Annotated in this window: 19 protein-coding genes and 3 tRNA genes; 10 read left to right on the top strand and 12 right to left on the bottom strand. The window is 71.2% G+C overall.

All coding sequences use genetic code 11. The annotated features are described in order from the left end of the window. Positions 1-291: 291 nt before the first annotated feature. Entirely contained in the window at positions 292-534 is a 243-nt protein-coding gene (locus OG453_RS12250; protein ID WP_266869823.1) for a chaplin, read from the top strand. A 269-nt stretch (positions 535-803) separates the two neighbouring features. Further along, complete coding sequence (locus tag OG453_RS12245) at positions 804-1,052, top strand: SCO4226 family nickel-binding protein (protein ID WP_266867331.1); 249 nt, start codon at positions 804-806, stop codon at positions 1,050-1,052. Between the two features lie 86 nt (positions 1,053-1,138). Here OG453_RS12245 and OG453_RS12240 read toward each other — a convergent pair. The 3 genes from OG453_RS12240 to OG453_RS12230 form a co-directional block, all read right to left on the bottom strand. Beyond that, positions 1,139-1,215: transfer RNA gene (locus tag OG453_RS12240), tRNA-Ile, on the bottom strand. A 175-nt stretch (positions 1,216-1,390) separates the two neighbouring features. Further along, positions 1,391-1,463 (bottom strand) — tRNA-Asn (locus OG453_RS12235). A 5-nt stretch (positions 1,464-1,468) separates the two neighbouring features. Next, a tRNA-Asn gene (locus OG453_RS12230) sits at positions 1,469-1,541 on the bottom strand. Positions 1,542-1,677: 136 nt separating this feature from the next. On the opposite strand from OG453_RS12230, the gene OG453_RS12225 reads away from it, so the two are divergent. The 4 genes from OG453_RS12225 to OG453_RS12210 all read left to right on the top strand — a co-directional run bounded on the left by OG453_RS12225 (position 1,678) and on the right by OG453_RS12210 (position 7,366). After that, positions 1,678-1,983, top strand: a complete 306-nt coding sequence (locus OG453_RS12225) for a YtxH domain-containing protein (RefSeq protein WP_266867330.1) — start codon at positions 1,678-1,680, stop codon at positions 1,981-1,983. A 62-nt stretch (positions 1,984-2,045) separates the two neighbouring features. Next, positions 2,046-3,485: an FGGY-family carbohydrate kinase gene (locus OG453_RS12220; protein WP_266867328.1), complete on the top strand. Its 1,440-nt coding sequence runs from the start codon at positions 2,046-2,048 to the stop codon at positions 3,483-3,485. A 228-nt stretch (positions 3,486-3,713) separates the two neighbouring features. Beyond that, entirely contained in the window at positions 3,714-5,447 is a 1,734-nt protein-coding gene (locus OG453_RS12215) for an ABC transporter ATP-binding protein (protein WP_266867326.1), read from the top strand. Beyond that, positions 5,447-7,366: an ABC transporter ATP-binding protein gene (locus OG453_RS12210; RefSeq protein ID WP_266867324.1), complete on the top strand. Its 1,920-nt coding sequence runs from the start codon at positions 5,447-5,449 to the stop codon at positions 7,364-7,366. Before OG453_RS12215 ends, OG453_RS12210 begins: the two co-directional genes overlap by 1 nt. Here the strand turns inward: OG453_RS12210 and OG453_RS12205 are convergent. The 5 genes from OG453_RS12205 to OG453_RS12185 all read right to left on the bottom strand — a co-directional run bounded on the left by OG453_RS12205 (position 7,363) and on the right by OG453_RS12185 (position 14,483). Then, positions 7,363-8,679 (bottom strand): RNA polymerase sigma factor, encoded by a 1,317-nt coding sequence (locus OG453_RS12205; RefSeq protein WP_266867323.1) that lies wholly within the window; start codon positions 8,677-8,679, stop codon positions 7,363-7,365. The genes OG453_RS12210 and OG453_RS12205 overlap by 4 nt on opposite strands. Positions 8,680-8,809: 130 nt before the next feature. Further along, on the bottom strand, positions 8,810-10,714 hold the full coding sequence (gene dnaG / locus OG453_RS12200) for a DNA primase (RefSeq protein WP_266867321.1): 1,905 nt from the start codon (positions 10,712-10,714) through the stop codon (positions 8,810-8,812). 43 nt (positions 10,715-10,757) lie between these two features. Beyond that, on the bottom strand, positions 10,758-12,020 hold the full coding sequence (locus OG453_RS12195) for an NAD(P)/FAD-dependent oxidoreductase (RefSeq protein WP_266867319.1): 1,263 nt from the start codon (positions 12,018-12,020) through the stop codon (positions 10,758-10,760). Positions 12,021-12,111: 91 nt separating this feature from the next. Next, complete coding sequence (locus tag OG453_RS12190; protein ID WP_266867317.1) at positions 12,112-13,482, bottom strand: deoxyguanosinetriphosphate triphosphohydrolase; 1,371 nt, start codon at positions 13,480-13,482, stop codon at positions 12,112-12,114. Positions 13,483-13,559: 77 nt separating this feature from the next. Beyond that, positions 13,560-14,483, bottom strand: coding sequence for a sirohydrochlorin chelatase (locus OG453_RS12185; protein ID WP_266867315.1), 924 nt, complete (start codon positions 14,481-14,483; stop codon positions 13,560-13,562). Positions 14,484-14,652: 169 nt separating this feature from the next. Between OG453_RS12185 and OG453_RS12180 the strand changes: the two genes are divergently transcribed. Both OG453_RS12180 and OG453_RS12175 read left to right on the top strand, forming a co-directional pair. Next, positions 14,653-15,390 (top strand): vancomycin high temperature exclusion protein, encoded by a 738-nt coding sequence (locus OG453_RS12180; protein ID WP_266867313.1) that lies wholly within the window; start codon positions 14,653-14,655, stop codon positions 15,388-15,390. Between the two features lie 403 nt (positions 15,391-15,793). Next, entirely contained in the window at positions 15,794-17,911 is a 2,118-nt protein-coding gene (locus OG453_RS12175; RefSeq protein WP_266867311.1) for a molybdopterin oxidoreductase family protein, read from the top strand. Positions 17,912-17,935: 24 nt separating this feature from the next. Here the strand turns inward: OG453_RS12175 and OG453_RS12170 are convergent, their stop codons facing one another. The 3 genes from OG453_RS12170 to cutA all read right to left on the bottom strand — a co-directional run bounded on the left by OG453_RS12170 (position 17,936) and on the right by cutA (position 19,210). Next, positions 17,936-18,232, bottom strand: coding sequence for a DUF6355 family natural product biosynthesis protein (locus OG453_RS12170; protein ID WP_266867309.1), 297 nt, complete (start codon positions 18,230-18,232; stop codon positions 17,936-17,938). Positions 18,233-18,431: 199 nt separating this feature from the next. After that, positions 18,432-18,869 carry a gamma-glutamylcyclotransferase family protein gene (locus OG453_RS12165; protein WP_266867307.1) on the bottom strand — a complete coding sequence of 146 codons (438 nt, stop codon included), beginning with the start codon at positions 18,867-18,869 and terminating at the stop codon, positions 18,432-18,434. After that, positions 18,866-19,210 carry a divalent-cation tolerance protein CutA gene (cutA, locus tag OG453_RS12160; RefSeq protein ID WP_266867305.1) on the bottom strand — a complete coding sequence of 115 codons (345 nt, stop codon included), beginning with the start codon at positions 19,208-19,210 and terminating at the stop codon, positions 18,866-18,868. Before cutA ends, OG453_RS12165 begins: the two co-directional genes overlap by 4 nt. A 146-nt stretch (positions 19,211-19,356) precedes the next feature. Here cutA and OG453_RS12155 point away from each other — a divergent pair, with 146 nt between their 5' ends. Both OG453_RS12155 and OG453_RS12150 read left to right on the top strand, forming a co-directional pair. Next, the gene (locus OG453_RS12155) at positions 19,357-20,085 is read left to right on the top strand and encodes a hypothetical protein (RefSeq protein WP_266867304.1); all 729 of its coding nucleotides are present in this window, start codon (positions 19,357-19,359) and stop codon (positions 20,083-20,085) included. After that, positions 20,082-21,383: a HAMP domain-containing sensor histidine kinase gene (locus tag OG453_RS12150; protein WP_266867302.1), complete on the top strand. Its 1,302-nt coding sequence runs from the start codon at positions 20,082-20,084 to the stop codon at positions 21,381-21,383. The genes OG453_RS12155 and OG453_RS12150 overlap by 4 nt, the downstream gene beginning before the upstream one ends. 82 nt (positions 21,384-21,465) lie before the next feature. Here OG453_RS12150 and OG453_RS12145 read toward each other — a convergent pair whose 3' ends face one another. Continuing rightward, the gene (locus OG453_RS12145) at positions 21,466-22,080 is read right to left on the bottom strand and encodes an NADPH-dependent FMN reductase (protein ID WP_266867300.1); all 615 of its coding nucleotides are present in this window, start codon (positions 22,078-22,080) and stop codon (positions 21,466-21,468) included. Positions 22,081-22,166 lie beyond the last annotated feature (86 nt).

Below are 22,166 nucleotides of genomic sequence, written 5' to 3'. Positions count from 1 at the left end.
AAAGCCTCCCGGTCGGCCACCTTCTCGGTGCCTCTGCCCTTCCACGATGGCAGTGTCCGTGGGCACGAACATCGCTCGTCTGTCACCGGACGTGCATGAGATGCGCATGGCCCGCCCGTGCGCATCTCATGGAGAAGCCGGTCGGAATGCCACCTCCTGGACGCAGCCGGGGTCCCGCGAACGGACGGCTCGGTTACCGCAGACGGACCATGATCGTTTTATCTGCGGGCGGGGGCGGTGAGACCTGGCACTCGAAAGGTCCGTCCCCTCACCAGGAGGTACCCCATGCGCATGCGCACGCTCTTCGCCACAGCCGCCCTCGCCACGGCCACCGTCATCGGCGGAGCCGGCGCGGCCACCGCCGATCCCTTCCCCAGCGCCCATGCCGTTGGTGCCACGCAGTACTCACCCGGCCTCGTCAGCGGCAACGTCGTCCAGGTGCCCGTTCATTTGCCCGTCAACGCGTGTGGGAACACAGTGAGCGTCATCGGAGCTCTCAACCCTGCATTCGGCAACGCCTGCTTCAACAGGTGAACCGACCCGTGAGGGCACTCGCTTCATCCTCGTAACCAGACCGTTCCGCCTCACCGCTGAACGGCTCCCCGCCCCGTCGCGTGCTCGATGCGACGGGGCTTCCTCGTGGCAGGCGCCCCTCTGACCGTGGGGACCTCGACCCCTGGTTGCACCGGGAAAGTGCCGGGCGGACGATTGAGGGAGTAGGTCTGTGGCCGCCAGGACGAGGGGCCGTCCCACAGCTCCGCACCACCCATGAGTCCGATGAGAACGACCGGAGGTGGCGGGCGATGACCATGTTCATGGATGTCCACCACGACATGAAGGGCATCACTGCCGAGCAGCTCTCGGCAGCACACAAGGCGGATCTGGCGATCGAGGGCGAGGAAGGGGTGCACTTCGAGCGTGCGTGGGCCGACCCCGACGCCGGAGTCGTGTACTGCCTCTCCGAGGCACCCTCCGCGGACGCCGTGAAGCGCATTCACGAGCGCACAGGACACCCGCCAACGGAGATCCACTCCGTACCGCTCTCGGTCTAGCCCGGCCCAAGGCGCCGAGAGGGCCCCCGCCGATGGTGGGGGCCGCATGTCACCGCTGCTTAAAACGTTCCTGCATGGGCAACAGATGGTGGGGCGGGTGGGACTCGAACCCACGGCCGACGGATTATGAGTCCGCTGCTCTAACCGGCTGAGCTACCGCCCCTAACGGCGCGTCGCGCACATTTGTGCGCGCCGTCTGCCGCAGCATAGCCGCTCATACGATCTCCTGCTTCGGATGGTCGGCATCACTCGACCATGAGGACCGCAGTGCTGCCCACATGGTTCCACCGGGCACGAAAAAGGGCCCCTGAGTTGAAACTCAGGGGCCCTTCTCACAGCTCTCCCGACTGGACTCGAACCAGTAACCTGCCGGTTAACAGCCGGCTGCTCTGCCAATTGAGCTACAGGAGACCGAGCTCCCCCGACTGGACTCGAACCAGTAACCTGCCGGTTAACAGCCGGCTGCTCTGCCAATTGAGCTACAGGGGATCGTCTCGTCGCAACGATGTCACCTACCTGGGGATTCCCGGGCGGCGTTCGCTCGCTGCGACACATACATTAGCGCAAGCAGGGGGGTGCTCCGCCAATCGGTATCCCCCTCCGACGCAAGGGAAGGGTGGCAGCCATGCGCTACCGGCTCACTTTCGTGGCGGGACTGGCTCTCGGGTACGTGCTCGGGACCAGGGCCGGACGCGAACGTTACGAGCAGCTGAAGAAATCGGCTCGTGAGTTCGCGCAGAACCCGGCCGTGCGCAACACCGTCGAGTCCGCGACGCAGCAAGGGCGCGATGTGGCGGGCAAGGCCTTCCACTCGGTGTCCGAGAAGGTCGGCGACCGGGTGCCCGAATCGGTGGCCGACCGGGTGCGTTCGCTGCGCGAGCGCGGGCAGGGCGCGCCCGCCGAGGACGACTGGGGAACCAGCAACACCTAGACGGCAGCGCCGGCTGGGGCCTGCGGTACGGGACACGGTGCGCGGTGCGGCAGAATTCCCACATGGGGATAGTCGCTGGGCTGGACAGTTCGCCCGATTTCACGCGCATCGTGGTCTGTGACGCGGACACGGGCGCCGTACTCAGGCAGGGCCATGCCCCGCATCCGCTGGAGAACACCGAGAGCGGAGGGCGGCCTTCGGACGTCGATCCGCAGGCCTGGCTGCTCTCGCTCGGCGAGGCGGCGGGCGGTGGGCTGCTCGAGGGCGTGCAGGCCATCGGCGTCGCCGCGCAGCAGAACGCCCTCGTCGCCCTGGACCAGCACGGCAACACCGTGCGGCCCGCGCTCGTGGGCAACGACCGGCGGGCGCAGGTCGCCGCCGCCGACCTGATCGACGGGTTCGGCAGCCGCGAGGCCTGGGCGCAGGCCGTCGGGTGTGTGCCGCAGGCGGCGCAGCCCGTGACGAAGCTGCGCTGGCTGGCGCGGACCGAGCCGGAGGCGGCGCAGCGCGTCGCCGCGCTGATGCAGGCGCACGACTGGCTGGTGTGGCAGCTCCTGGGCCGTCCCGCACGGCGCACGACCGACCGCGGCGGGGCCTCCGGGACCGGCTACTGGTCGGCGGCGTCGGGGACGTACCGACCGGATCTCGTCGAGCTCGCGCTCGGCCACCAGGTGATGCTGCCCGAGGTGATCGGTCCCGCCGAGGCCGCGGGGACGACCCCCGAGGGGCTGCTGATCTCTGCCGGTACGGGCGAGACGATGGCCGCGGCCTTCGGGCTCGGGGTCCAACAGGGCGACGCGGTCGTCTCGTTGGGGAGGTCGGGGTCGGTGATGGCGGTGCACCACGAGGCGCTGGTCGATGCGAGTGGGACCATCACGTCGCTGGCCGATGCCACGGGAATGCATCTGCCGGTGGTGCACACGCTGAACGCGGTGCGGGTGCTGCGGGGCGCCGCCGAGATGCTGGGCGTTGCCGACCTCGAGGGGCTCTCCGATCTGGCCATGAAGTCGACGCCGGGTGCGCACGGGCTCGTACTCCTGCCGTATCTGGAGGGTGAGAAGACGCCGAATCTGCCGCACGCCGCGGGCACCCTGACCGGGCTTCGGCGGGAGTCGATGCGGCCCGAGCATCTGGCGCGGGCCGCCTTCGAGGGCATGCTGTGCGGGCTCGGTGACGCGCTCGACGTGCTGCGGGGGCGGGGGGTGGAAGTCCGGCGGGTGTTCCTGCTCGGTGCCGCCGCCGAGCTGCCGGCCGTGCAGGCCGCGGCGCCGATGCTGCTCGGTACGCAGGTCGTGGTGCCGCAGCCCGCGGACTACACGGCGATCGGCGCGGCACGCCAGGCTGCCTGGGCCCTGACCGGCCAACTGCCGCAGTGGCAGGGGGCATCGGCCCAGGTCTTCGAGCCCGGCGAGGAACTGCCGGTGGGTCAGGCGGTACGCCAGCAGTACCGAACGGTGCGGGAGCAGTCACATCCGGGAGCGTTCGCAGCCAGCGGTTTCTGAGGGTGCCGGGGAGGAGCGCCCCGTAAGGGGCGCGGGGCTGTGACATCTGCGGCTCCGCCGCGTGGGCGCGACCAGCCACGACGCACCCGCAGGGGCGTGCCTACTTCTTGACCCGGACAATTTTTTTACTGGGTCATGGCTTAATCGGTTGCACACGCCCGGGGGCGGTACCGGAGTATGGGGGGCGACCTCGCCAGAAACCCCGCCCACGCCTCTCGAAGAGACCCCGTGCTCATACGACTCCTGCGAGCCCATCTGGGCCCGTACAAAAAGCCCATCGCCTTGCTGGTGCTGCTGCAGTTCCTGCAGACCTGCGCCTCGCTGTATCTGCCCACGCTCAACGCCGACATCATCGACAAGGGTGTCGTGAAGGGGGACACGGGCTACATCCTGTCGTTCGGCGGCGTCATGATCGCCGTCACCGTCGCCCAGGTGGTCTGCAACGTGGGCGCCGTCTACTACGGCGCCCGCACCGCGGCCGCGCTCGGCCGCGACATCCGGGCCGCCGTCTTCGACCGCGTGCAGTCGTTCTCCGCACGGGAGTTGGGCCAGTTCGGCGCGCCGTCCCTGATCACCCGGACCACGAACGACGTCCAGCAGGTGCAGATGCTGGTCCTGATGTCGTTCACGCTGATGGTGTCGGCGCCGATCATGTGCGTCGGCGGCATCATCATGGCCCTCGGCCTCGACGTACCGCTCTCGGGCGTCCTGATCGCGGTCGTGCCCGTCCTCGGGATCTGCGTGAGCCTCATCGTGAAGCGGCTGCGCCCGCTCTTCCGCACGATGCAGGAGCGCCTCGACACCGTGAACCGGGTCCTTCGCGAGCAGATCACCGGCAACCGCGTCATCCGCGCCTTCGTCCGTGACGAGTACGAGAAGGACCGCTTCCGGCAGGCCAACGGCGCGCTGACCGAGGTGTCGCTGGGCACCGGCAAGCTGCTCGCCCTGATGTTCCCGATCGTCATGACCGTCGTGAACATCTCGTCGATCGCCGTGGTGTGGTTCGGCGCGCACCGCATCGACAGCGGCGGCATGGAGATCGGGGCGCTCACCGCGTTCCTCGCGTATCTGATGCAGATCGTGATGTCCGTGATGATGGCCACCTTCATGTTCATGCAGGTGCCGCGCGCCGAGGTCTGCGCCGAGCGCATCGAGGAGGTCCTGGACACCGAGAGCAGCGTGGTGCCCCCGGCCGACCCGGTGCGCGAACTGCGCAGCCACGGCCACCTGGAGATCCGGGCCGCGGGCTTCCGCTACCCCGGCGCCGAGGAGCCCGTCATCAAGGCCATCGACCTGGTGGCGCGCCCCGGCGAGACGACCGCGGTGATCGGGTCGACCGGCAGCGGCAAGTCGACGCTGCTCAGTCTCGTACCGCGGCTGATCGACGCGACCGAGGGGCAGGTCCTTGTCGGCGGCGTCGACGTGGGCACCGTCGAGCCGACGCTGCTCGCGAAGACCGTGAGCCTGGTCCCGCAGAAGCCGTACCTCTTCGCCGGCACGGTCGCCACCAACCTCCGCTACGGCAACCCGGACGCGACGGACGACGAGCTCTGGCACGCCCTGAAGGTCGCCCAGGCCAAGGGCTTCGTCGAGGGCCTGGAGGAGGGGCTCAACGCGCCGATCTCGCAGGGCGGCACGAACGTCTCCGGTGGTCAGCGCCAGCGCCTGTCCATCGCGCGGACACTGGTCCAGCGCCCGGAGATCTACCTCTTCGACGACTCGTTCTCGGCCCTCGACTACGCGACGGACGCGGCGCTCAGAAGCGCCCTGTCCCGCGAGACCGCCGAGGCGACCGTCGTGATCGTCGCCCAGCGCGTGTCGACGATCCGGGACGCCGACCGCATCATCGTCCTCGACGAGGGCCGGGTCGTGGGAACCGGACGCCATCACGAGCTGATGGAGAGCAATGAGACCTACCGGGAGATCGTGCTCTCCCAGCTGACGGAAGCGGAGGCCGCGTAATGGCCGGTCCGGGCGGACACATGATGGGGCCGGACTCCCGGTCCATGGACTTCAAGGGGTCCGGCAAGCGGCTCCTGGCGCAGTTCAGGCCCGAGCGCGCCACGATGTACGGGATGATCGCCGCCGTGGTGCTCAGCGTGGCGTTCACCGTGCTCGGCCCGAAGATCCTCGGCAGGGCGACCGACCTGCTCTTCGCGGGCATCGTCGGCCGTGACATGCCGGCCGGGGTCACCAAGGACCAGGCGATCGAGCAGCTGCGGGACAAGGGCGACGGCGGCATGGCCGACATGCTCTCCGGGGTCGACTTCACGCCGGGCGATGGCATCGACTTCGGCGCGGTCGGCGAGGTGCTGCTGCTCGCGCTCGGTACGTTCCTGGCGGCGGGCCTGCTGATGCTGGTGGCGACGCGGCTCTCCAACCGCGCCATCAACCGGACCGTCTTCCGGCTGCGCGAGGACGTACAGACGAAGCTGTCGCGGCTCCCCCTGTCGTACTTCGACAAGCGGCAGCGCGGTGAGGTGCTCAGCCGGGCCACCAACGACATCGACAACATCGGGCAGACGCTGCAGCAGACCATGGGGCAGCTGGTGAACTCGCTGCTCACCATCATCGGCGTACTGGTGATGATGTTCTATGTGTCGCCGCTGCTCGCGCTGGTGGCGCTGATCACCGTGCCGCTGTCGTTCTACGTCGCCACGAAGGTCGGCAAGCGGTCGCAGCCGCAGTTCGTGCAGCAGTGGAAGACCACCGGCAAGCTCAACGCGCACATCGAGGAGATGTACACCGGGCACAGCCTGGTGAAGGTGTTCGGGCGTCAGGAGGAGTCGGCCAAGGCCTTCGCCGAGCAGAACGACGCGCTGTACGAGGCCGGGTTCAAGGCGCAGTTCAACAGCGGGGCCATGCAGCCGCTGATGTTCTTCATGTCGAACCTCAACTATGTGCTCGTGGCCGTGGTGGGTGGCCTGCGGGTCGCGTCGGGCGCGCTGTCGATCGGCGATGTGCAGGCCTTCATCCAGTACTCGCGGCAGTTCTCGATGCCGCTCACGCAGGTCGCGTCGATGGCGAACCTGGTGCAGTCCGGTGTCGCGTCCGCCGAGCGGATCTTCGAACTGCTCGACGCGGACGAGCAGGAGGCGGACCCGGTGCCGGGCGAGCGCATAGGCCGGCTGAGCGGCCGGGTCGAGATGGACCATGTCTCCTTCCGCTACGCGAAGGACAAGCCGCTCATCGAGGACCTGTCCCTGAAGGTCGAGCCCGGCCACACCGTGGCCATCGTCGGCCCGACGGGCGCAGGCAAGACCACGCTGGTCAATCTGTTGATGCGGTTCTACGAGGTCACCGGCGGGCGCATCACGCTCGACGGGGTCGACATCGCGAGGATGTCGCGCGACGAACTGCGGTCCGGCATCGGCATGGTGCTCCAGGACACCTGGCTGTTCGGCGGCACCATCGCGGAGAACATCGCGTACGGAGCGGCCAAGGAGGTCACCCGCGATGAGATCGAGGAGGCGGCGCGGGCGGCCCACGCGGACCGTTTCGTGCGGACGCTTCCGGAGGGTTACGACACGGTGATCGACGACGAGGGCACGGGGGTGAGCGCGGGCGAGAAGCAACTCATCACGATCGCCCGGGCGTTCCTGTCCGACCCCGTGATCCTCGTCCTCGACGAGGCGACGAGTTCCGTCGACACCCGGACCGAGGTGCTCATCCAGAAGGCCATGGCCCGCCTCGCGCACGGGCGGACCTCGTTCGTCATCGCCCACCGGCTCTCCACGATCCGGGACGCGGACACCATCCTGGTGATGGAGGACGGGGACATCGTCGAGCAGGGCACGCATGACGCGCTGCTGGCCGCCGGTGGGGCGTATGAGCGGCTGTACAAGGCCCAGTTCGCCGAGGCCGTGGCCGAGGTCGACTAGTCCAGGTAGCCGCGCAGTTGGTCCGCGAAGGCGTGGTCCCGCAGCTTGTTGAGGGTCTTGGATTCGATCTGGCGGATGCGTTCTCGGGTCACGCCGAAGATGCGGCCGATCTCCTCCAGGGTGCGGGGCCTGCCGTCCGCGAGGCCGTAGCGGAGCTGGACGACCTTGCGTTCGCGCTCGCCGAGCGTGGAGAGCACCGCCTCCAGGTGCTCGCGGAGCAGCAGGAACGCCGCTGATTCCACGGGACTTGTCGCGTCGCCGTCCTCGATGAGGTCGCCGAGCGCGACATCGTCCTCCTCGCCCACGGGGGCGTGCAGGGACACCGGTTCCTGGGCCAGGCGCAGGACTTCGCTGACCCGCTCGTGCGGCAGGTCCAGGTGGGCCGCGACCTCTTCGGGCGTGGGTTCATAGCCGCGCTCCTGGAGCATGCGGCGCTGGACGCGCACGACGCGGTTGATCAGCTCCACCACGTGCACCGGGACGCGGATGGTGCGGGCCTGGTCGGCGAGGGCCCGCGACATGGCCTGGCGGATCCACCAGGTCGCGTACGTCGAGAACTTGTAGCCCCGGGCGTAGTCGAACTTCTCGACGGCCCTGATCAGGCCGAGGTTGCCCTCCTGGACGAGGTCGAGCATGGTGAGCCCGCGTCCCACGTACCGCTTGGCGACGGAGACGACCAGGCGGAGGTTGGCCTCGATCAGGCGGCGCTTGGCCATCCGTCCTGCGACGACCAACTTGTCCAGGTCGAGCGCGAGTTGGGAGTCCAGGTCGGGGGCGAGCCGCAGCTTCTCCTCGGCGAAGAGCCCGGCCTCGACGCTGCGGGCGAGCTCCACCTCCTCCGCCGCCGTGAGCAGCGGGATCCGGCCGATCTCGCGCAGATACTGCCGGAACAGGTCGGACGACGGGCCGCCGGTGTCGGTGCGGCCGCGGGGTGCCGGGGGCAGCTCGCCGGTGTCCGGTTCGAGCGCCTCGGCGGGTTCAGGGGCGTCCGGGGCCTCTGTGCTCGCGGGGACCGCGGGGCCCGTTTCCGGGCGCCGTGCGGCGCGGCCCTGCGGCGGTACGGCCGCTATGAGGTCCGCGCCGGCCTCCGCCCCCGCTTTCGCGGGCACGGCGGTCTCGCTCTGTGTGAGGGTCTGGGTCTGCACGGGGGCGACCTCCATGATGATCGCTGCTGAGGCGTGCGGCAGCGGTACAGCGGGATCGGCTTCGACGGCCTCGCCGCTGTCCGTCCCGAACACGATGTGTGGAACCGCGGGTGTACCGGATCCGCATTCGCTGTCTGCGGGCCGGCCGCGCTCCGAGGACTCAGGCACCGCAACCCAGTGTGGGGCACGACACACGGCCGCCACGAGGGGCGTGCGGTGACTTTTTGAGTCCGGTCCGTGACCGGGTGGTTACCCGACGGGTAACCGGTGCCGTCCGGGGTGAACCTCGGAGCGGGCTCTAAAGGGCGTCCGCGCCTCGCTCGCGCAGCGCCTGGGCGTACTGCTGGAGGACCCACAACTCGTTCTGTACGGCGGTCAGTTGCGCCGGGTCGCCCTGGCCGCCCAGGCGGGTCAGGCTGCCCTGGACCTCGCGGATGCGGCGGTCGACGGCGCGCAGTCTGACCTGGACGAGCTGGATGCCCGCGTACATCTCGTCGACGGATCTGCGCAGGATCGCTTCGACGGCCAGCTCGGTGACCATGGCGCGGACCGAGTTGTCGGGCGCCGCGTCCAGGACCCTCGCCAGATAGGCCTGCGGCTCGGCGATGCCCGCGTCGGCGCCGCCCGCCTCCTCCACGCAGCGGCGCACCGCGGCGTAGGGCGGGGCGGTGAACTCGTCCATGCCGTACGCGTCGAAGGTCGGGGAGACCAGCTCCGGGCGCTGCAGGGCCAGCTTGAGCAGCTCGCGCTCGGTGCGGTGGGCGGGGCTGCGCAGGTTCAGCGCGGGCCCCGTGGGGGCCACTGGAGCGGATACTTGCGCCTGGGGAACGCGCTGCGAGGTGGCTGGCGCCGGCCCTCTGCTGCGCCGGTCCCGCGCCCAGCGCGACAACCGCGCAATGCGCTGCACCACGAACTGGTTGTCGGTCACGTAGCCCAGCAAGCCCGACAACATCACGGCGTACTTGTGCCGGATGGCCTCGTCCTTGATGTGCGCCACGATCGGGGCAGCCGCTTCCAGAGCCGCTGCCTGCCCCTCTGGGGTCTCCACGTCGTGCTGGTCCACCAGGGAACGGATCGCGAACTCGAAGAGCGGCGTACTTCCGTCAACGACTTCCCGGATGGCCACATCACCCTGAGCGAGCCGCAATTCGCATGGATCCATGCCCCCTGGGCTGACGGCAATGTTCGTCCGTGCAGCAAACTTTTGGTCATCCTCAAAAGCTCGCAACGCAGCCTTCTGCCCCGCGGCATCACCGTCGAACGTGAAGATCACCTTCGACCGCGAGTTATCCATCAACAACCGCCGCAAGATCTTGACGTGGTCGCCACCGAACGCGGTACCGCAGGTAGCGATCGCATTGGCCACACCTGCAACGTGGCAAGCCATCACGTCCGTGTATCCCTCAACGACGACAGCACGGCTGGTCTTGGCAATCTCCTTCTTAGCGAGGTCGATGCCGTACAGAACCTGAGACTTCTTGTAGATCGGCGTCTCGGGGGTGTTCAGGTACTTGGGGCCGTTGTCGTCGTCGCGTAGACGCCTCGCGCCGAAGCCGACGACCTCGCCGCTGATGTCGCGGATCGGCCACATCAGGCGGCCGCGGAAGCGGTCGATGGGGCCGCGGCGGCCCTCCTGGGAGAGGCCGGAGAGGGTCAGCTCCTTGTCGCTGAAGCCCTTGCCGCGCAGGAAGCGGGTGAGGTGGTCCCAGCCCGCCGGGCTGTAGCCCACGCCGAAGTGCGCTGCGGCGGCCTGGTCGAAGCCGCGCTCGGCGAGGAACTTGCGGCCGATCTCGGCCTCGGGGCTCTCCAGCTGGTCGATGTAGAACTGCGCGGCGATCTTGTGGGCCTCGACGAGGCGGATGCGCTCGCCGCGCTGGTTCGAGGGGTTGTACCCGCCCTCTTCGTACCGCAGCGTGATGCCCGCCTGGGCGGCGAGGCGCTCGACCGTCTCCGAGAAGGTGAGGTGGTCGATCTTCATCACGAAGGCGATCGTGTCGCCGCCTTCCTGGCAGCCGAAGCAGTGGAAGAGACCCTTGCTCGGGCTGACCTGGAAGGACGGTGACTTCTCGTCGTGGAAGGGGCACAGACCCTTGAGGTTGCCGCCCCCCGCGTTGCGCAGCTGGAGGTAGTCGGAGACCACGGCGTCGATCGGGACCGCGTCCCGAACCGCCTTCACGTCCTCGTCATTGATCCTGCCTGCCACGTAGGAATACTACGGCCCTGCTGTGACACTCCCGCCCGGCCGGTCACGGGAGCAGCGACTCCAGGGGGACGGAGGGATCCGAGAGGGACTCGGCGGGCGGCCGGGCACCCGCGCGGATCAGCTTCTGGATGGTGTCCGTGACGTCCCACACATTCACATTCATCCCGGCGAGGATCCTTCCCTCGCTCAGCCAGAAGGCGACGAACTCCCGCTTCCCGGCGTCGCCACGGACCACGACCTGGTCGTACGTCCCCGGCGGCGCCCAGCCCGAGTACTCGAGGCCCACGTCGTACTGGTCGGAGAAGAAGTACGGCACCCGGTCGTACGTCACGTCCTGGCCGAGCATCGCGCGGGCGGCCGCCGGGCCGCCGTTGAGCGCGTTCGCCCAGTGCTCCACGCGCAGCCTCATGTCGAAGAGCGGGTGCAGTACGGCGGCCACGTCGCCCGCCGCGAAGATGTCCGGGTCCGAGGTGCGCAGGCTGGCGTCGACGACGATTCCGCCGCCGTGCGCCCGGTCGGCGATTTCGAGCCCGGCCGACTCGGCGAGCGCGGTGCGCGGGGCGGCGCCGATCGCGGCGAGCACGTCGTGCGCCGGGTGCTCCTCGCCGTCGTCGGTGCGGGCGGCGAGGACCAGGCCGTCCTGTCCGGTGATCTCGGTGAGCTTCGCGCCGAAGTGGAAGCGGACGCCGTGCTCGGCGTGCAGGTCGGCGAACATCTGGCCGAGCTCGGGGCCGAGGACCGCGTGCAGCGGGGTGGGCTCGGGCTCGACGACGGTGACCTCCGCGCCGTACGTCCGCGCGGCCGCGGCGATCTCCAGGCCGATCCAGCCGGCTCCGGCGATCACCAGGTGGCCGTTGTCACGGCCGAGACTGGCCAGAACCTGACGGAGCCGGTCGGCGTGCGCGAGGCGGCGCAGGTGGTGCACGCCCACCAGGTCGGTGCCCGGCACGTCGAGGCGGCGCGGCTCGGCGCCGGTGGCCAGAAGCAGCCGGTCGTAGTGGATGACGGCGCCGTCCCCGAGGCGGACGGCCTTGGCGGTGCGGTCTATGGCGACGACGGTCTGGCCGAGGTGCAGCTCCACGTCCGACTGCGCGTACCAGGCGGGTTCATGGACGAAGACGCTGTCCCGCTCCTCCTTGCCCAGCAGATACCCCTTCGACAGGGGCGGGCGCTCGTACGGGTGGTCGCGCTCGTCACCGATGAGGATCACCCGGCCGGTGAAGCCCTCGGACCGGAGTGTCTCGGCCGCTTTCGCGCCCGCGAGACCTCCTCCGACAATGACGAACGTCTGATCCGCGTCGACCACTTGATGCCTCCTCAAAGCCTTGCCGTCAGGGGAGCGTCCCGCACAGAGCGTGATGGGGGAAGGGGTTGCGGCCCTATCCGGCCAGTTTTCGTCACGCCCCGTGGTCGGTCTGCTCGGAAATGGGGCGCCGTGCCGTGAGCCGCGCGTGCAGCGAGCGGGCGGCGGCGTCCGTGAGTGACGCGATCTGGTCCACGACCACGCGCAGGGCCGCGCGGTCGTCGGGCGCCACGTCGTACAGCGCGCGGAACTGCGGGTCGAGTCCTTCGGGGGCGCGGGCCGTGAGCGCCTCTGCCAGCTCGGCGACGACGATCCGCTGGTCGGCGCGGAGCCGCTCCTGGGCGGGGCGCTGCATCACATAGCGGTCGGCGACGGCCTTGAGGACCGCGCACTCGTGGCGGGCGCCGCGCGGGACGACGAGCTCGGCGGCGTACCGGGTGAGCGGGCCCGTGCCGTGGCGCGCGCGGGTGGCGGCCTCCGCGGCGAGGCAGAAGCGGCCGATGAGCTGGCTCGTGGCGTCCTTCAACCGGGCCTGGGCGACGGCCGATCCGTCGTACCCGTGCGGCCACCACTCCTGGTCGAGGAGCCGGTCGAGGGCCTGGGAGAGCTCTTCGGGGTCGGTGTCCGCCGGTACGTAGCGGCCGATCGCCACGGCGAAGATGTCCCGGCGCTCGGGCTCGGCGTGCAGCACGTTCGGGTCGAGGTGCCCGGCGTGCAGTCCGTCCTCGAAGTCGTGGACCGAGTACGCGACGTCGTCCGACCAGTCCATGACCTGGGCCTCGAAGCAGGTGCGGCGGCCGGGGGCCTGACTGCGGACCCAGTCGAAGACCGGCCGGTCGTCCTCGTAGACCCCGAACTTGAGGGACGCCGGGTCGGTGGGGTGGGAGCCGCGCGGCCAGGGGTACTTGGTGGCGGCGTCCAGGGCGGCGCGGGTCAGGTTGAGGCCCACGCTGACCAGTTCGTCCGTCTCCTCGCTTCGGATGAAGCGCTTCGGTTCGATGCGGGTGAGGAGCCTCAGCGACTGCGCGTTGCCCTCGAAACCGCCGCAGCTCTCGGCGACTTCGTTCAGCGCCTGCTCGCCGTTGTGCCCGAAGGGCGGGTGGCCCATGTCGTGCGCGAGGCAGGCCGTCTCCACCAGGTCCGGGTCGCAGCCGAGGGCCGCGCCCAGCTCGCGGCCGACCTGGGCGCACTCCAGGGAGTGCGTCAGGCGGGTGCGGGCGCTGGCGTCCCAGGCCTCGTTGCTCCGGGTGCCGGGGGTGACCACCTGGGTCTTGCCCGCGAGGCGGCGCAGCGCCGCGGAGTGCAGGACGCGCGCGCGGTCCCGCTGGAAGGCGGTGCGCCCCGGCCTCTTGTCCGGCTCGGCGGCCCATCGCTCGACGGCGGCCTTGTCGTAGGCGGCTTTGTCGTAGACCGCCTTGTCGTAGGCGGCCTCGTCGTCGTACGCGTTCGGTGCAGTGCCTTCCATGCACCGACAGTAAACGCAAGCAGTGACAAAGAGGGCTTCAGGGGCCTCTCATCGGCCGTGCGGCCGCGGGACGGGCGTCAGGCGGAGGTCAGCTGACGGGCCGGGGGCCAGGTGGCCGCGGTCGCCGGTGCCGCGGTCGTGCGGGCCTGTTCGTAGCGGTGCAGGACGAGGCGGGCCATCGCCTGGTGGTCGCCGAGCGGGGCCGCCGCGATCCAGGGCGCGGCCTCGGCGCACTGCGAGGCGAACCGGCCCGGCGCGGTGAAGTACGAGGCGACGGCGGCCCGGTGGCGTCCGCGGGCGGCGAGCGAGCGCACCGCGGCGGGCACGGTCAGCGGGGAGTTCGCGGTGGGCGAGGCGTAGGCGGGCACGACCGGCACGCCGAGGCGCCGCGCGAGGAGATCCGCCGTACGCCGGGTGTCGGCGGCGGAGTCCGGGTCGCGGGAGCCGGCGGCGGCGAGCACCACTCCGCTGGTGCGGCGCACGGCCTCGCTCGGGCGGGTCGGCCAGCCCGCCTCGACGAGCCGGGCGTGCAGCGCGTCGACGAGCAGCGGGTGCGGGCCGAGCGGGGCGGCGACGCGCGCGTCGAGGTGCGGCGCGGCGGCGATCGCGTCGGGGATGTCCTGCTTGACGTGGTAGCCGCGGCTGAGCAGCAGCGGCACGAGGACGGCGGAGCCGGTCGCCGCGGCGAGGGTGTCGGTGAGCAGCGGTTCGTTCAGCTCGATGTGGCCGAGCCGCACGGTGAGTCCGGGGCGCTGCTCGCGGACCCGTTCGAGCAGCGCCGAGACGGTGGCGAGGGCGCGCGGGTCGCGGCTGCCGTGCGCGACCACGACGAGCGCGGGCGCCGGGTCGGTGCGGCGCCTGCCGTCGAGCGACACGAGATTGAGCTGGCTGCCGAGCTGGCTGGTGATCCGGTCCATGAGTTGCGCCGTGCTTTCGAGAGGGGTGCCGTTCAGGAGCTGGGGCACAGAGGACTCGTCGCGAAGAGGGTTCGACGCCGTCATGAACCGAGGATGGCCGCGGCAGATTGCGTCGGCGTTGCGCGCCGGTGACGGGTCGTTTCAGCCGGGCTCACGGCGGGCTGGGCAGCGCTGTCAGCAATTGTCGGTGGGCTCGCTTACCGTTGTGGACAGTGATCGGATCGGGGGATCCGGCGGGGGACGGGGGTTCGGGATGGAACGGCCGGGGTGGGCGCGGTGGGCCCACTGGAAGCAGGGGGTCACATCGCTGTGGGCCCGCGTGCGGCGGCTGCGGCTGCCGCGCACGCGGCGGGGGCAGCGGCGGGCCGTGCAGGTCTTCATGGCCGCCTGCGTGGTGGCGCTGCTGCCGGCGACGTGGCTGTTCGTGACGACGGACGGCCGGTTGCGTACGACGGCGGACGTGCCGCACACGCGGGTCGCGGTGGTCTTCGGCGCGGGGCTGTGGGAGGGCGAGCCGTCGCCGTATCTCGCCCACCGCCTGGACGCGGCGGCCGAGCTGTACGAGGCGGGGCGGATCGAGGTCGTCCTGGTCACCGGGGACAACAGCCGGGAGGACTACGACGAGCCGGACGCGATGCGCGCGTATCTGACCGAGCGCGGTGTGCCGGGGCGGCGGATCGTCAGCGACTACGCGGGCTTCGACACCTGGGACTCCTGTGTGCGGGCCAAGAAGGTGTTCGGCGTCGACCGGGCGGTGCTGATCAGCCAGGGCTTCCACATACGCAGGGCGGTCGCGCTGTGCCGCGCGGCGGGCGTCGCGTCGTACGGCGTCGGGGTCGACGCCAAGCACGATGCGACGTGGTACTACGGCGGGGCGCGGGAGTTGTTCGCCGCGGGCAAGGCGGCGGTGGACTCGGCGTTTCAACCGGATCCGCGGTTCCTCGGGCCCCGGGAGCCGGGCGTGGATCGGGCGCTGGCCGCGCCTCGTTGAGCCTGGCCTCTGGGCCTTGAGCGGGGTCTGGCCCCTGGGCCTTGAGCGGGGTTGCGTCTGCCTGCTGCCGCTTGTCCGCCGGGTGCGGGTCGTGGTCCGTCCTCGCGCAGTTCCCCGCGCCCCTAAAGGGGCAGGACCTGGGCCGGGGTCTTCAGCGGGGTCGGGGATGCGTCTGCCTGCTCCCGCTTGTCCGCCGGGTGCGGGGCGTGGTCCGTCCTCGCGCCGTTCCCCGCGCCCCTAAAGGGGCACGACCTGGGCCGGGGCCTTTCGCGCAGTTCCCCGCGCCCCTGACGGGGCACGACCGGGGCTCACAGTGGGGTGTGGGGCTCGCTGAGGTTGGGTTACCGCGTGTGTAACGCGGGCGCGTCGGGGCGTGTAACACGCGCGGCGGACTCTGGGTGGTATGCACACCAAGGCGACACCGACCCACTGTCCGTACTGCGCGCTGCAATGCGGGATGGGCCTGACGTCCGGCCCCGGCGGGGTGGAGGTCGTGGAGCGTCCCGAGTTTCCCGTGAACGGGGGCGCGCTGTGCGGCAAGGGCCGTACGGCGCCCGCTGTGCTCTCCTCCCGGGTGCGTCTGACCGAGCCACTCATCCGATCCCACGCCACGGGCCGGCTCGAACCGGCCACCTGGGAGGAGGCCGTCGACCGCGTCGCCGACGGGCTCTCCCGCACGCGTACGGAGCATGGCCCGGACTCGTGCGGGGTGTTCGGCGGCGGCGGTCTGACCAACGAGAAGGCGTACGCGCTCGGGAAGTTCGCGCGGGTGGTGCTCGGCACGTCGCAGATCGACTACAACGGCCGGTTCTGCATGTCGTCGGCTGCGGCCGCCGGGCAGCGGGCCTTCGGGCTCGACCGGGGTCTGCCGTTCCCGCTCGCGGACGTCCCGCGCACGGGCTGCGTCATCCTGGTCGGCTCCAACCTCGCCGAGACGATGCCGCCCGCACTGCGGTATCTGACGGAACTGAAGGCGAACGGCGGCAAGTTGATCGTCGTCGACCCGCGCAGGACCCGCACCGCCGAGCAGGCCGATCTGCATCTGGCGCCGCGCCCCGGCACCGACCTGGCGCTCGCGCTCGGGCTGCTGCATCTGGTGGTGGCCGAGGGGCGGACGGACGAGGCGTTCATCGCGGAGCGCACCAGCGGCTGGGAGGAGGCGCGGGCGGCGGCGATGGCGCACTGGCCGGAGTACGTGGAGCGGATCAGCGGCGTTCCGGTGCCTCAGCTGCGGGACGCGGCCGAGATGTTCTGCGCCGCCGAGTCGGCGATGGTGCTCACCGCGCGCGGCCCCGAACAGCACTCCAAGGGCACGGACACGGTCGGCGCGTGGATCAACCTGTGCCTCGCCACGGGCAACGCGGGCCGCCCGCTGGCCGGTTACGGCTGTCTGACCGGGCAGGGCAACGGCCAGGGCGGACGCGAGCACGGCCAGAAGGCGGACCAGCTGCCCGGCTACCGCAAGCTGACGGACCCGGCGGCGCGGGCGCACGTCGCCGGGGTGTGGGGCGTCGACCCCGATTCGCTGCCGGGCCCCGGCAGGTCCGCGTACGAACTGCTCGACGCACTCGGCGGGGACATCAAGTCGCTGCTCCTGATGGGCTCCAACCCGGTCGTTTCGGCGCCCCGCGCCGCGCACGTGGAGGAGCGGCTGCGGTCGCTCGACTTCCTGGCGGTGGCCGATGTCGTCCTCTCCGAGACGGCTCAACTGGCCGATGTCGTGCTGCCGGTGACGCAGTGGGCCGAGGAGACGGGCACGGTGACGAACCTGGAGGGCAGGGTGCTTCTGCGCCGCCAGGCGGTGACGGCGCCCGACGGGGTCCGCAGCGACCTGGACGTGCTCCACGGCCTCGCCGCGCGCCTCGGCCACGAGAAGGGCTTCCCGACGGACCCGGAGGAGATCTTCGACGAACTGCGCAGGGCGAGCGCGGGCGGCCCCGCGGACTACTCCGGCATCTCGTACGCACGCCTGAAGGAAGGGAACGGGGAGGGGGTGTTCTGGCCCTGCCCTGCGGAGGACCTGGCCCCGGCGGAGGAGGAAGAGGAAGGGACGGACGCCGTGCACCCCGGGACCCCGCGCCTCTTCCTCGACCGGTTCGCCACCGAGGACGGGCTCGCGCGGTTCGTGCCGGTCGTGCACCGGGCCGCCGCCGAGGAGGCAGACGCGGAGTATCCGGTGCTGCTGACCACGGGGCGGGTGCTCGCCCAGTATCAGTCGGGGGCCCAGACGCGCCGTGTCGACGAGTTGAACTCAGCCGCCCCCGGGCCGTTCGTGGAGCTGCATCCGCGGCTCGCGGCGCGGCTGCGGATCGAGGAGGGCGAGCCGGTGACGGTGGTCTCGCGGCGGGGGCGGGCCGTCGCCCCGGCGCGGATCACCGGGGCGATCCGGTCGGACACGGTCTTCATGCCGTTCCACTGGCCGGGCGAGGGGCGGGCCAACTCCCTCACGCATCCGGCGCTCGACCCCGTCTCGCGGATGCCGGAGTTCAAGGTGTGTGCGGTACGCCTTGAGAGGGAGTAGCCCGCGGTCACGCGTCTGCGGGAATCAGCAGGTGCGGTTCACGTAGTGCGCGCCCTGGATCTTGCTCGCCGAACCCAGCCAGTGGTTGCCCGGGCCCACACAGCGCTCGTAGTCGGGGGCGAGGGCGACCCGCACCTGGATGACGACGTTCGAGCCGTCGCTCGTGCAGTGGTTGTAGAACGCGTCGCTGCCGGTCTCGTAGAACCCGCAGGGGTTCATGACGGCGGTCGGGGCGTGAGCGGACGCGGCGGCCGCCACGGGGAGGCCGAGAGTGAGTGCTACGGCGCCGACGAGGGCCGGAAGCGAACGGCGAAGGCTCATGGGGCAGCTCCTGCTGAGGACGTGGTGCTCACGCACCGACTCGCGCACCGACTGGTGCACACGGAGAGTGCCATAACCGCGACCCTTCGTGATCATGTGATTCGTGCGCGTAGCTCGCACGGGTGACGGAGTCCACCGGATCGAGTGCGCAGGCGTTTGAGCTGCGAAATCCGCGCCACGGACCGGCCCCGGCACGCCCTCACCGACGCGCCCGGAACCACGCCCAGTCCCCTCCCCCGATCACCGCCCCCGAGGCCCGCAGCCCCGCCGCCACCCGCGGCGCCGCCACGTACACCCACGCCCGGGCCGTGGCCCCGTCCAGGAGTGTCACGTCCCGCACCACCCGGTCGTACAGGTTGCGGGGGTCGCCCGGCGCGTAGTCCTCCAGTACGTCGAGCTCGGCGAGGAGCCGGTCGTACGCGGACGGCAGTGCGGTGATCAACTCGCCGCGCACCGGGCCCGCTTCGGGGTCCTCCACCAGGTACGGATAGCCGGGCCCCGCGTACAGGACCGCCCCCGCGAGCCGCGCGGGCTCCTCCGCGGCGACGCGGCCGCGCAGGTGGACGTCGTGGTTGGGCTCCCCCGGCCGCAGCGTCCCGTAAACGAAGAACGGCAGCCGGGCCGCCGCCGGGCTCACTCGGCGGTCTCCCGCGCCACCCACTCCAGGTACGCGGCGCTGCCCCGCACCACCGGTGTCGCGATGATCTCGGGGGTGTCGTAGTCGTGGGCCGCGGTCAGCCACGCCTCAAGGGCGTCGTACCGCGCGGCTGCCGTCTTGAACAGGATCTGCCACTCCCGCGCGGTCTCGATGCCGCCCTCCCACCGGTAGACCGAGACGACGGGCCCGCCGATCTGCGCGCACGCGGCGACCCGCGCCGCCACCGCGCCGGTCGCGAGGTCTTCTGCCTTCTGGGCGGTGTCGGTCGTGGTCAGCACGGTGACCACCGCCGGCTCTCCGGTTTCGTACGTCGACGTCATGCACCGATTCTCGCCGGAGACGCTCGCAGGACAGGGCCACCGGCCCTGCCGAAGGTCCCGAACCGCGCGCGCCGGGGCGGCGTACCGACGGCTGTTACACAACCTCCCGGTCTCCGTGACGGACGCTTCCTAACGTCGACAGGGCCATGAAACTCAGCCGCCCCCGCCCCCGCCTCCTGCGCGGCGCGCCCTTCGCCGCCGCCGCGGCGGTCGTCGTGCTTGCCGGATGCGGCAGCGTGGACGGGCTCGACGCCGGTGAGCCCGCGCCGTCCGTCTCCGTGCAGCCGCGCCCCGAGCCGCTCTGGCCCGCCTGGTCGGGTACGTCGGCCAAGGCGCCCGGCGCCGACACCGCCACCCACCAGCCGCCGCCGGAACCCCTGGACGGGCTGCCCGACGTGGGCAAGGAGGGCATCGGCAGCCTCGACTTCCGTGCGGTCCTGCGGGCCGACCCGCGGATGCGCGCCCTCGCCGACCGCCCCGCGATCGAACGGCCGGGGCGGGCCGGGCTCAGGCCGGTCATGCTGAAGGACCTGACGGGCGACGGGAAGCCCGAGCTGCTCGTGGCCGCCGACACGGAGAGCGGACGCAGTGTGCTCTCCGTCTACCGGGCGCTCGGCGGCCGCGTCTACCCCATCCTGTTCGCCTCGGGGAAGCGCGTGAGCATCGAGACGATCGGCCCGGATCTGCTGCTGCGCAGCTCGTGCGCGGGCGGTGGGGAGCAGGCGGTGCGGTTCCGCTGGGACGGCGTACGGATGTCCACGGTGAGCGACACCAAGAACTACAAGAACTACAAGAACTACGGGAAGACGCCGGGCCAGGACCGCACCCGGTCCCCCGCCCCGGCGCCCTCGCGCGGCTCGGAGCCCGGCGAGTGAGGGGCATCGCCCGGCGCGCCCGCGCCGCCCTCAACTCGCTCGGCCTGCGCTGGAAGATCGCCGCGCTGCTCTCGCTCGGCTGCGCGGTGGTCGCCGTGGCCATCGGCCTGCTCGTGCACCACGCGCGGCTCGAACAGGTCTCCGCGGGCGCCAGGTCGGGTGCGGTCGCGCAGCTGGTGCGGGTGCGTCAGCTGTACGAGCTGACCGGACAGGTCGACACGGACACCACGGACGGCACGGACGCCGCCCTCGACTCACCGGACCTGCCCGCGTCGCTGCGGGCGGCCGCGCTGGACGGGCGGCGGACCACCTACCTCGACATGGGCGCCGCCGACCCCGCCGTCTGGGCGGCGCGGCCGGTCGGCGACCATGTCCTGTCGGTGCGGGAGCCGCTGGGCGAACAGGCCGCCGAGATGGCCGAGTTCGACCGGCAGCTGATCGTCTCGGGGGCCGTCGTCGTCGTGCTCGCCGCGCTCGGCGGCGCCGGCCTTGCCAGCCGGCTCAGCCGCGAACTGCGGACCGCGGCGGCCACCGCGCGCCGCATCAGCCAGGGCGAGCTGGACGCCCGTATCGGCCATCCGCGGTCGCCGGACGTCCGGGGCGGCACCGGGCACGGCAAGGACGAGGTGGCCGAACTGGCCGCCGCGGTCGACACGATGGCCGCGTCCCTGCAGCGGCGCCTGGTGGCCGAGCAGCGCTTCACCGCCGATGTCGCCCACGAGCTGCGCACCCCGCTGACCGGGCTGCACACGGCGGCCGAGCTGCTGCCGCGCGGCCGCCCCACGGAGCTCGTGCTCGACCGGGTGCAGGCCCTGCGCACCCTCACGGAGGATCTGCTCGAAGTGGCGCGGCTCGACGCGGAGGTGGAGCGGCCCGACCTGGAGGTGCATCCGCCGGCCGTGCTGGTCGAGGGGATCGTCCGGCGGTCGGGGTACGGGGTGCGGTTCGTCGCCGCGGGCCCTGACGACGTCTTCGTACGCACCGACGCGCGCCGCCTGGAGCGGATCGTCGCCAACCTCGTGGCGAACGCCCGCAGGCACGGCGCGGAACCGGTGGAGGTGCGGGTCGCCGGGCCCGTGGTCACGGTCAGCGACCAGGGGCCCGGCTTCCCCGAGCATCTCCTCGCGGACGGCCCGCGGCGCTTCCAGACCGGCGCGCGGGAGCGCGGTCAGGGCACGGGCCTCGGTCTGACCATCGCGTTCGGCCAGGCGCAGGTGATCGGCGCGCGCGTGGAGCTGAGCAATGCGTGGCCCTGCGGGGCTGTGGCAGCGGTCCACTTGCCGGAGACCGACGGCTGAGATGGACCTGCGGGCCGGTGGGGGCTTGTCGCGCAGTTCCCCGCGCCCCTTCGGGGCTCGGACCCGCAGTGAACTTCAGTCCTCAACTGCCGTAAGGGCGTGCCTCCTTGGCGCTCCGCAGCGCCCAGGCCCACCACTGCAGCTGGTCGAGCATCGCCTTCGCCGCCGCGTCGGGACCGGTCGGGTCCTTGTGGGTGCCGTCGGCGTCGAAGAGGCCGCCCGCGTTGTGGAAGGAGACGGTGTCGCGGATGGTGTGGGTGTGCAGCTCGGCGAAGACCGGGCGCAGATGCTCGACCGCGCGCAGGCCGCCGGAGAGCCCTCCGTAGGAGACGAAGGCGAGGGGTTTGGCCTGCCACTCGGCGTGGTGCCAGTCGATGAGGGCCTTCAGCGACGCGGGGTAGGAGTGGTTGTACTCGGGGGTGAGGACGACGAAGGCGTCGGCGGCGGCCAGCTTCGGGGTGACCTTCTCCAGTTCGGCGACCACTTCGGGCGACGGGTCGAAGGAGAGCGCGGTCGGCAGCCGGGAATCGGCCAGGTCGACGACGTCCACCTCGAAGTCCGTGCGCTCGCCGAGCCGGGACAGCAGCCAGTCGGCGATGGTCGGCCCGAAGCGGCCCTCGCGGTTGCTGCCGATGATGACGGTGACGCGCAGGGGGGTGGGGACGGGGGTCTCGTTGACAAGCGTGTTCTGAGTCATGGGGAAGAGCCTCCTATCTCAACCTTGCTTGAGGTCAAGTCGCTCCCGTGGCCGATCTCGCGCCGGTCTCCAAGAGGGTGTCTCCT

It is taken from the genome of Streptomyces sp. NBC_01381, assembly GCF_026340305.1.
GTDB lineage: Bacteria > Actinomycetota > Actinomycetes > Streptomycetales > Streptomycetaceae > Streptomyces.
This window is presented reverse-complemented; position numbering and strand designations above follow the sequence as displayed.

What these genes read in the sequence shown, in the direction of transcription:
- OG453_RS12250 (WP_266869823.1), top strand. Translation starts at nt 292, where the DNA reads ATGCGCACGCTCTTCGCCACAGCCGCCCTCGCCACGGCCACCGTCATC.
- OG453_RS12245 (WP_266867331.1), top strand. Translation starts at nt 804, where the DNA reads ATGACCATGTTCATGGATGTCCACCACGACATGAAGGGCATCACTGCC.
- OG453_RS12225 (WP_266867330.1), top strand. Translation starts at nt 1,678, where the DNA reads ATGCGCTACCGGCTCACTTTCGTGGCGGGACTGGCTCTCGGGTACGTG.
- OG453_RS12220 (WP_266867328.1), top strand. Translation starts at nt 2,046, where the DNA reads ATGGGGATAGTCGCTGGGCTGGACAGTTCGCCCGATTTCACGCGCATC.
- OG453_RS12210 (WP_266867324.1), top strand. Translation starts at nt 5,447, where the DNA reads ATGGCCGGTCCGGGCGGACACATGATGGGGCCGGACTCCCGGTCCATG.
- OG453_RS12190 (WP_266867317.1), bottom strand. Translation starts at nt 13,482, where the DNA reads ATGGAAGGCACTGCACCGAACGCGTACGACGACGAGGCCGCCTACGAC.
- OG453_RS12185 (WP_266867315.1), bottom strand. Translation starts at nt 14,483, where the DNA reads ATGACGGCGTCGAACCCTCTTCGCGACGAGTCCTCTGTGCCCCAGCTC.
- OG453_RS12180 (WP_266867313.1), top strand. Translation starts at nt 14,653, where the DNA reads ATGGAACGGCCGGGGTGGGCGCGGTGGGCCCACTGGAAGCAGGGGGTC.
- OG453_RS12175 (WP_266867311.1), top strand. Translation starts at nt 15,794, where the DNA reads ATGCACACCAAGGCGACACCGACCCACTGTCCGTACTGCGCGCTGCAA.
- OG453_RS12170 (WP_266867309.1), bottom strand. Translation starts at nt 18,232, where the DNA reads ATGAGCCTTCGCCGTTCGCTTCCGGCCCTCGTCGGCGCCGTAGCACTC.
- cutA (WP_266867305.1), bottom strand. Translation starts at nt 19,210, where the DNA reads ATGACGTCGACGTACGAAACCGGAGAGCCGGCGGTGGTCACCGTGCTG.
- OG453_RS12155 (WP_266867304.1), top strand. Translation starts at nt 19,357, where the DNA reads ATGAAACTCAGCCGCCCCCGCCCCCGCCTCCTGCGCGGCGCGCCCTTC.
- OG453_RS12145 (WP_266867300.1), bottom strand. Translation starts at nt 22,080, where the DNA reads ATGACTCAGAACACGCTTGTCAACGAGACCCCCGTCCCCACCCCCCTG.